Origin of the sequence: Romboutsia sp. (genome assembly GCF_051659545.1) — a bacterium.
In the GTDB taxonomy this organism is placed as follows: Bacteria; Bacillota; Clostridia; order Peptostreptococcales; family Peptostreptococcaceae; genus JBOFOR01.
The window spans coordinates 1-7,452 of sequence record NZ_JBOFOR010000166.1 but is presented as its reverse complement, the minus strand read 5'-3'; the positions used below and the strand labels follow the sequence as shown (position 1 = coordinate 7,452).

At 28.9% G+C, this 7,452-nt stretch carries 7 protein-coding genes and 1 riboswitch; of the genes, 2 read left to right on the top strand and 5 right to left on the bottom strand.

Annotation, left to right across the window (positions count from 1 at the left end; all coding sequences use genetic code 11):
- Together ACRC03_RS09190 and ACRC03_RS09185 are read right to left on the bottom strand one after the other, a co-directional pair.
- Positions 1–1,005 (bottom strand): IS630 family transposase gene (locus tag ACRC03_RS09190; protein WP_438652269.1). Its coding sequence is split into 2 segments (ribosomal slippage), with 1,004 coding nucleotides annotated over them: positions 1–473 and positions 475–1,005; the frame shifts between segments, so codons are not numbered across the junction. This gene is flagged as partial in the annotation.
- Between the two features lie 196 nt (positions 1,006–1,201).
- Positions 1,202–1,936, bottom strand: coding sequence for a M15 family metallopeptidase (locus tag ACRC03_RS09185; protein ID WP_438652268.1), 735 nt, complete (start codon positions 1,934–1,936; stop codon positions 1,202–1,204).
- A gap of 154 nt (positions 1,937–2,090) precedes the next feature.
- Between ACRC03_RS09185 and ACRC03_RS09180 the strand changes: the two genes are divergently transcribed.
- The gene (locus tag ACRC03_RS09180; RefSeq protein WP_438652267.1) at positions 2,091–3,140 is read left to right on the top strand and encodes an IS30 family transposase; all 1,050 of its coding nucleotides are present in this window, start codon (positions 2,091–2,093) and stop codon (positions 3,138–3,140) included.
- A gap of 445 nt (positions 3,141–3,585) precedes the next feature.
- Here ACRC03_RS09180 and ACRC03_RS09175 read toward each other — a convergent pair whose 3' ends face one another.
- From ACRC03_RS09175 to ACRC03_RS09165, 3 genes are all read right to left on the bottom strand, one after another.
- Positions 3,586–4,290 (bottom strand): hypothetical protein, encoded by a 705-nt coding sequence (locus ACRC03_RS09175; RefSeq protein ID WP_438652266.1) that lies wholly within the window; start codon positions 4,288–4,290, stop codon positions 3,586–3,588.
- A gap of 129 nt (positions 4,291–4,419) precedes the next feature.
- The gene (locus ACRC03_RS09170; RefSeq protein ID WP_438652265.1) at positions 4,420–5,220 is read right to left on the bottom strand and encodes a CPBP family intramembrane glutamic endopeptidase; all 801 of its coding nucleotides are present in this window, start codon (positions 5,218–5,220) and stop codon (positions 4,420–4,422) included.
- Between the two features lie 39 nt (positions 5,221–5,259).
- Positions 5,260–5,406: a hypothetical protein gene (locus ACRC03_RS09165; RefSeq protein ID WP_438652264.1), complete on the bottom strand. Its 147-nt coding sequence runs from the start codon at positions 5,404–5,406 to the stop codon at positions 5,260–5,262.
- 428 nt (positions 5,407–5,834) lie between these two features.
- Positions 5,835–5,907: riboswitch (Fluoride riboswitch) on the top strand.
- 69 nt (positions 5,908–5,976) lie between these two features.
- Between ACRC03_RS09165 and ACRC03_RS09160 the strand changes: the two genes are divergently transcribed.
- Positions 5,977–7,164: a cation:proton antiporter gene (locus ACRC03_RS09160; protein WP_438652263.1), complete on the top strand. Its 1,188-nt coding sequence runs from the start codon at positions 5,977–5,979 to the stop codon at positions 7,162–7,164.
- The last annotated feature ends 288 nt before the right edge of the window (positions 7,165–7,452 follow it).

The window sequence follows — 7,452 nt, the reverse complement described above, 5'->3', positions numbered from 1 at the left end:
TCGATAAATTTATTTATTGCTGTTTTTACTACAGCGATACTAGAAAAAAATCTGTTATTTACAATATCTGATTTCATCCATCCCCATAACCCCTCAATTAAATTTAGTTCAGGACTATATGGTGGTAGAAACATTAATTCTAATCTTAATTTATTTTTATTTAAAAATGGTTGGATTAACTTGGCATGATGTATCCTTGCATTATCTAATATCATTACTACCTTACCCGTAGGGTATAAATCTAAAGTTTTTTCTAAAAAGCCTAAAAATATATTAGCATCATATCTTTCATGTTCCTCACAATATACATTGCCTTCTACATAGTCTAAAATACCGATTAGCTTAACACCTGCATTTTTACCATACGTAGGAATTTTTCTTTGCTTACCTTTTATAAACCATGTTTTCTGTATAGCTTGATAGTCTCTAATCATAGATTCATCTTCAAATAAAATATGTTGTACTTCTCCATCAAAGTATTTTTTTTAGCAAATCGAAATCTTCTATAAATTGATGTTGCTTTTCTTCATCTGCTTTTGCTAGTACATATGTTGGTCTAGTATGACTAAGGCCTAACCTCTTCATAACTACATGAGTTGCACTAATACAAAATTCTATATTATACTTATTTTTTATATACTCTTTAACAAGTGCTATTGTCCAATTATATCTATTGATAAATCCTACTTCGTTTGGAGTGTGATTGCTTATTATATCAAGTAATTCTTTCTCTTGGATAGGTGATAACTTTCTTTCAGAGCCACAATTATCATATTTCATTGTCAAACCATCCAGTCCATTTTGATAATATTTATTAATATAAATACCTACGGTATGAGGAGCTATAATTTCTATTTCAGAGATTTTCTTATTACTAAATCCTAAAAGATGATTTCTAATTACAGAATATCTCTTATACATTCTAATATTTTTAGTTTTTTTCATAACTATTTCTATTTCTTGTATCTTTTCTTCTATATTAACATCTTCATTGAATTTTATCATTTGTATTACCTACCTTTATATTTTCAGATAATACTATTATTTCTCTTACTTGAAAAATTATATATATGAAAGTAATTACATTTGAATGTTTTCATTTAGAATATATATATGATAAATAATAATAGAAGTTACGCAAATAATACTAACTATAATTTGCATAACTTCTATTTATTTTTAAATATTTTATACTCTTATCTTATATTAAAACATCCCAACTCTTACTACCACAAACACCATCAGCAAGCAACTTATTCCCAATCTGCCACTTCCTCAAAGCCTCCTCAGTCTTACTGCCAAAGTCACCATCAACAGCAAGTCCCAGCCTAAACTGAAGATACCTAACCGCAAATCCCTTGTCACCTTTTCTCAACGTTGGCTTTTTCATAATTTCATCTATAGCACCCTTCGTCTTACCTCCAACAACACCATCAGCGCCTAAACCCATCTTCTCTTGAAAAGCTTTCACACTATCAAACTTCAACAGCTTCATACTATCTACCTTAACAGTATCACCACCTGGAGCTATAGGTCTTTTTCCTCTAACCAACTCTTCTATTAAAAGTCCTCCTGTCCATTGGAAATGGGGCATATCCTTAAAGTTCTTCCAATCACCACCCCAATCTAATCCAACTGACTTTCCTATAGCACCCATCTTTTTATATAGACTTTCATTGTTCCAATCTATTTTGCCATTTACCAGTGGGGATGCATCAAAAGCTAGTCCATAATTATGATAGGAGTAGCCTCCCCTTGCATTTGTTACCTTAGGCCCTTTTGTTGTTCTTCCTTTTGCATACAAATCATTTTGTTCTTTGATAGATCTAAATGTATAAGTTATTTGCACTGGAAAATTTTCTGCTTTACATTTTTCTAGAAATTTTAATGCTAATTGTTTTACATATGGATGTAGCGTATCTAAGCTTGTACTCATAATCTCACCTCTATATAATTTAGTATAAATTTAATATGCTTAATTGTATAATGAAATTGAACCAATAAAAATATAAAAAAAATCCATAGTAATCTTATCCTATGTTATTATTTAATCACGACAAAAAAACAATACAAAAAAGGATATGGATACTATGGATAATAACAATAATAACACAAACTCAAGAAAAAACAAACACCTTAGCTTTAAAGAACGTGCAACTATAGAGATAAGATTAAATGATGGACTTTCTCCTTATAAAATCGCAAAAGAACTTTGTAGACCTATAAATACAATCATAAATGAGATTAAGAGAGGTACTACTACTCAAATTAAGCAAGGTAATAAGATAGAAATGTATCTTGCTGATACAGGCCAAGCTATATATGAAAAAAACCGCAAGAACTCTGTGCGTGCATTTAAAAGGCTAGAATGTGGTGAATTCATCAGCTACGCTGTAGATAAAATACAAAATCACAATTCATCTCCTGATGCTTGTTTCGGCGAAGCATTAAAAGAAAATATATTTGACAGATCCGAAATGGTATGTACAAAGACCTTATATAACTATATAGATTTAGGGTTACTAGAAGTTAAAAATGTAGATTTACCATATAAGTTACGTAGAAGTACAAAACCAAGTAGAGTAAGAAAAAACAAAAAAGTACTAGGTAGCAGTATTAGTGAAAGGCCATCTGAAATTAATACTAGAGAGGAATTTGGTCACTGGGAAATTGATACAGTAATAGGCGAAAAATCTAGTGATGATAATGTTCTTTTGACTATAGTTGAACGTAAAACTAGAAACTCAATAGTACGTAAAATAGAATCTAAAACAGCTGCTGCTGTTACAAAAGAGCTTATTGAAATACGTGACTTCTTTGGTGATAAATTTGATAAAGTTTTTAAAAGTATAACAGGAGATAATGGGTCAGAGTTTGCAGAATTATCTAATATTGAAGAGTTATGTGAAACAAAAGTATACTTTACTCATCCTTACTCTTCATTTGAAAAAGGAACTAACGAGCGTCATAATGGACTTATCAGGAGATTTATTCCAAAGGGTAAAAGACTATCTAATTATGATGTGAATGACATAGGATTTATAGAAGAATGGATGAATACATTACCAAGAAAAATATTAGGCTACAATACACCCGAGAAACTATTTGAAGAACACTTAGATTCTATATATGCAGCCTAATATTTGGGTTATTTTTCATATTTTAAAAAATAGTTCAATTTGATATTGCAATTAAGCATAAATTTAATATATGAAAAATTTGTAGTTTTGTTGATTATTTTGTTTAGTTAATTCTTATATTATCTCTTACTATTCTTCTTATATGGGTAATGCTCATGCTAAAACTACTAAATATCATTTTAGGTATATCGTCATCTTATTCCCTATTTTCAATTTTCTTTTCGCAGATAACTCCAGGTATAAAAATAACTGTATCTTAGCTTGTTTTGTTTTTCCACAAATCAAATCTAATTTACTTTCAATCATACCCTGAAGTCCTGGAGTATCAACAAATATTATTTCTTAATCCAATGCTTGAAAATCATATTGAATGTTTACTAGTTTTACTTTTTTTAATTCTTAATTTTTTATATTTAAATTCTAAATTGATTTTAAGATTATCTATTTAAGCTTCTAACTGTGATGGTAAAAGAAGTAACCCTCTATATTCTTGTGAGTATTTATCTTCTAGTAAATTCGCTAATGTCTCTATTACTCCCAAGGTATCTGCATTTACTATACCAACTATTCGTTGTTGAATAAGTAAATAATAGTAATGACTGTAAACTTGTTTTACTGGATAAAATGCATAAGGTGAGTCTATATATACTGTGACTTCCGGTTTAACACTGCCATCACTATTGTAGATTAAATCTAAGTATTCCTTAGGTCTATTAGATATGTCTATGGAGTATTTTTTGTCTCCACATTTGATGTGCACTTTGTAGTTTTCTTTAAAGCTACCTCGGCAGTTGTTTTCTTTATCAAACATGCTCTGGCTAAAAATTTCTATTAATTGATTGTTCTCATATTTATAAATAACTGCAATTTCAAATCCCCCCGAACCACCAAAGGAGCCTCTTACCATTATTTCTGCTTTATTATTTCCATTAAAATCCCCTAAAAAAAGTTGCATGTCATAGCCATCATAAGGAAATTTAATACTTATTGATTCTCTATTTTCTATATTTAAAATTAATTCCATGTTTTGAGTGTAATTAGAACCTTCATAAGGTTGTTCTCCTAAAAGAATAACTTTATCCTCAGAGTACTGACTTGTTATGTTTGAAGTTTTTTGATCAATAATAGTTTTTTGGGTAGAGTTTTTCATAATATCCTCCTTATCAAAATCATCTCTTAGTTAATGTATGATTACAAAGATAATTTTGATAAGGTAAAATTTAATTAAGTTTATTAATCTAATGATCTATTGTTTTATACTAATTATTTATAACTGTATTTAAATTTCTTCACTATTTTCTATTATGTTTTCTATTACTTTTTTACTTTTTATTTCAGCTCTTATTATTACAACCCATAAAATTGTTCCAATTATTATGTTTGCAAAATTGAAAAATAAACTCGCCTTTGATAAGGGGACTCCTATTTGAGCAGATGCTATTATTATATAATTCCATGCAATATGGAAAATTATAAGAGGCCATAAATTATTTATTTTGATAGCTAGTGTAACAAATGCAAAGCCTAGTAAACTTGTATAACCTACTCTTAATATAGCTTGGAAAAGTGATAATCCTGAAAATACTGTGGTGATATGTATAATTGAAAAACCAATACTACTAACAATCATGGCTAATATTATAGATCTATGTTTTTTAATATTGTTTAATAGTACACCTCTAAAGATTACTTCTTCAGTAAATCCTGCAAAGATGGTTCCTATTAAATTTAGTAAAAGTATAAGCCAAGTTGTTGTATTAATACTTGAGGATTTTTTATAGAGACTTATTATTAAACTTGCACCCATAGCTAATATTATTGCTATATATGGAATAAACCAAATCAATCCTTTTTTATTTATTTCACTAAAGCCTATATCTTCCCACTTGTAGTGTTTTTTTATTATTATATTTACTCCTAAGGTGGCTACTATTTGACCGATTGCAAGTATCGTCATCTTAGCTAATTGGCTGTCTGTAATTTGAAAAATATATGTACTCATCCCTGTGCCTATTAGCATAAGTGCTATGTATAGTAGTATAATCCATAGTTCAATTCTTCTATCTTCAGCTATTTTCACTATTTTCTCTCCTGTATTAATTAATATTAAATCAATATATTATAGCACCTTTTTTAATGAAAAACTACATATCATCAAATCCGATTCATTCATTGCATTTCTTATTGGAGTTATTTTTGAATAGTCACTACATTTTTCTGACTTGCCTTCAAAACACATATAGCAACCTTTGCAGAATCCATTCATATCTTTGGGTAAGAAAAATTCAAATACTTCATCCTCTTCTTTTAAGTTTTTAATTACTCTTTGTGCTATTTGCTAGGTTGTAGATTTGCTTTTACGCTCTGTTCCATAAATCACAGTTATTTTCATTAATTTTATTCCCCCATTATATAATAGCTTATTGATATTAATTATATATCAAGTTTAACTAGCAAAAACTTATTTTATATATAGTTTAAATTTCTATATGTAGTTTTATTTTCATAGTGTTTTATTTTATATATTATATATAACTTAAACTTCATAATATTTTATTATACATATACTTTAGCCACATAATTGTTTAATTTTTTTAACTTTACATTTATTATTTACTGTCCTACAATAAACTTAGTTTTAACAAATAAATTGTGACAAGTTTAATCCTAATTCATATCCTAAACTTGTGTTAAAAACTTTAAGGGAATGAGGTTCTCCCGTAGCAACTGCTAAAACCGCTCAATAGCTGATGACTTCTATGACTATTTGTCATGGAATTTATCAGTTTTTTTATGTTTAATATTAATAAATCGAATTTTTCAAGGAGGTTTTTTTATGTTATTTAGTCTTACACTTATTTTAGTTATAGGTTTTTCGTTAAGTGGAATCTTTCAAAAATTAAAACTACCAGGTTTAATCGGTATGATTTTATGTGGTATGATACTTGGTCCCCATGCTTTTAATCTAATATCACCAGATCTTTTAAACATTTCTTCTCAACTTAAGCAAATTGCTCTTATTGTTATTTTAACAAGAGTTGGTCTTAGTTTAGATATTAATGATTTGAAAAAAGTAGGAAGATCTGCACTGCTTATGTGTTTTGTTCCTGCTACTTTTGAAATATTAGCAGTAACTTTAATTGCACCTGTGATCTTTCATATTTCCTATTTAGAAGCTGCTATTATGGGTTGTGTTCTTGCTGCTGTATCTCCTGCTGTAGTTGTTCCTAGAATGTTGAATTTAATGGATAATGGCTATGGAAAGAAAAATAATATTCCTCAAATAATTATGGCAGGTACTTCAGTAGATGGTATTTATGTAATTATTTTATTTACATCTTTTTTAGGATTATATGAAGGTGGCGCTGTTAATTTAACTACTTTTGCTAATATACCTTTGGCTATTATCCTCGGGGTAGGTCTTGGAATTTTATCTGGAATTATACTTACAATAGTATTTAAAAAGATTCATATGAGAGATACTATCAAAATGTTTTTAATACTTAGCTGTGCTTTTGCTTTTGTAACTCTCGAGGCTTTTCTTAAGGGCGTTGTACCGATTTCAGGATTACTATCTGTAATGGCACTTAGTTGTACTTTGCTTAATAGATATAAAGTTGTTGCAACTAGGCTATCTAGCAAGTTTTTTAAATTATGGGTAGGTTTTGAGCTTTTACTTTTCGTACTTGTAGGTGCTTCTGTTGATATTGGATATTTATCTAGTGCTGGGTTTAAAACTGTAATTTTAATATTGTTTGCACTTGTATTTAGAGTTTGTGGAGTATTTGTATGTTTGTTAAAGACTGACTTATCTTTTAAAGAAAGATTATTTTGTGCAATTTCTTATTTACCTAAGGCTACTGTTCAAGCTGCCATTGGTTCTTTACCATTAGTTGCTGGTGTTGGTGCTGGGAATACTATTTTAACTGTTGCAGTGTTGGCAATTTTACTTACTGCTCCACTTGGAGCAATTGGTGTAGATTTGACTTATGAAACTTTGTTAGAATCAAAAACTGAAAGCTAGGGCATATCATATTGATATGTTCCTAGCTTTTAGTTTAGTTAATACTATTTGATTATATAATGTTTAATTATTTATTATATTTAATTATCTATTATTCTCACTAGCATACATACATGTATATCCACTGTTTATAATATTATTTTTTAGCTTTGTGAACTACTCACCACTTAACTACCTACGGTAACGTTTGAAGTGGGAGCTTCTTGGTCAATAGTACCATTGTACTAAGTATCTCCAAGCTTATAGGATAGTTCCTATCCCAACTGTATACCAAAATTATATAGCTAA

Coding starts and splice junctions, on each gene's coding strand:
- ACRC03_RS09185 (WP_438652268.1), bottom strand. CDS start 1,936: ATGAGTACAAGCTTAGATACGCTACATCCATATGTAAAACAATTAGCA.
- ACRC03_RS09180 (WP_438652267.1), top strand. CDS start 2,091: ATGGATAATAACAATAATAACACAAACTCAAGAAAAAACAAACACCTT.
- ACRC03_RS09175 (WP_438652266.1), bottom strand. CDS start 4,290: ATGAAAAACTCTACCCAAAAAACTATTATTGATCAAAAAACTTCAAAC.
- ACRC03_RS09165 (WP_438652264.1), bottom strand. CDS start 5,406: ATGAATGGATTCTGCAAAGGTTGCTATATGTGTTTTGAAGGCAAGTCA.
- ACRC03_RS09160 (WP_438652263.1), top strand. CDS start 5,977: ATGTTATTTAGTCTTACACTTATTTTAGTTATAGGTTTTTCGTTAAGT.